Raw genomic sequence first — 1,188 nt, forward strand, 5'->3', positions numbered from 1 at the left:
GTCCAGGGCCTCGACGGCGTCGACGCTGCCGCGGCCCGCGCCCAGCAGCACCAGCAGGTCGTTGAGCGCTTCTTTGGGCCACGGCTCGCGGAGTTCGGGCGCGTCTTCGCCGAGGCGGTTGAGGGTGGTGGCCGACATCGGCAGCCCGGTCTGCGCCGACGCCGCGGCCACCCGCAGGATCAGGCCGGGATCGCGCTGCGGGCGGGCATCGCGGGCGAGCACCACTTCTCCGGAATGCTCGACCACCCCCTCATCGAGTGGTCGGCGCACCGGAACACGGCGCAAGCGCGCGAGCCCGCGGCGGGGCAGCGCGTTCCCGGCGGTCCGCAGCCCGACATCGGTGGAGTAGCCGATGGTTCGGGCCGCGTCGCTGAGCGTGCGGGCCAGATCGAAGCGGTCACCGATCCGCAGGGCCGCCCCGATCTCGTCGGCGTCCTGGGCCCGCAGCTGGTCGCGGGCGCGGCCCGCCACCCGATGCAGCTCGGTGCGTACATCGAGCAGGCGGCGGTGCGCCTGCTTCAACCCGCCGCCCGGCACTTCCGGACCGAGCCCCGGCATGGCGTCGGTCAGTTGTGCGATGGCGAGGGCGTCCAGCAATTGGATGTCCCGCAGTCCGCCGCGCCCGTTCTTGAGATCGGGTTCGGCGCGGTGGGCGACGTCTCCGCTCCGGCGCCAACGGGTCTGGGCCTGTTCGATCAGGGCGTCGAAACGGGACCGGATCCCGGCCCGCCAGTCCCGGCGCACGCCGCCGATGAGCAGGTTGCTCAGTCCGTCGTCGCCGACGATGTGCCGGGCCTCGAGCATGCCGAGGCCGGCGGTGAGATCGTCGGCGGCCACGCGCAGCGCCTGCGGGACGGTGCGCACGCTGTGATCGAGCTTGATGTGGGCGTCCCACAGCGGATACCAGAGCTGATCGGCGACCTCGGCGACCCGGGCGGGGTCGACGTCGTCGTAGAGCAGCACCAGATCGAGGTCGGAGTAGGGCAGCATCTCCCGGCGGCCCAGTCCGCCCACCGCGACCAGAGCGAGCCCGCTGTCGGCGGTGATGCCGACCTCGTGGCCCTTGGTGGTCAGCCACAGGTCGTAGAGATCCACCAGGGCCTCGCGCAGGGCCTCCGCGTCGAGCCGGGCGGCGCGGCCGTTCGAGCCGTGCTCGGCCAGCAACTGGTTGCGGGCCCGGACCAGGTC

The 1,188-nt window shown here is 73.1% G+C and carries 1 pseudogene; it reads right to left on the minus strand.

The window, feature by feature from the left end:
- Window positions 1–1,188 (minus strand): annotated as a pseudogene (locus ACIRS4_RS37920) ([protein-PII] uridylyltransferase); the annotation flags it as partial.

Source organism: Streptomyces sp. NPDC101166 (assembly GCF_044768125.1).
GTDB lineage: Bacteria > Actinomycetota > Actinomycetes > Streptomycetales > Streptomycetaceae > Streptomyces.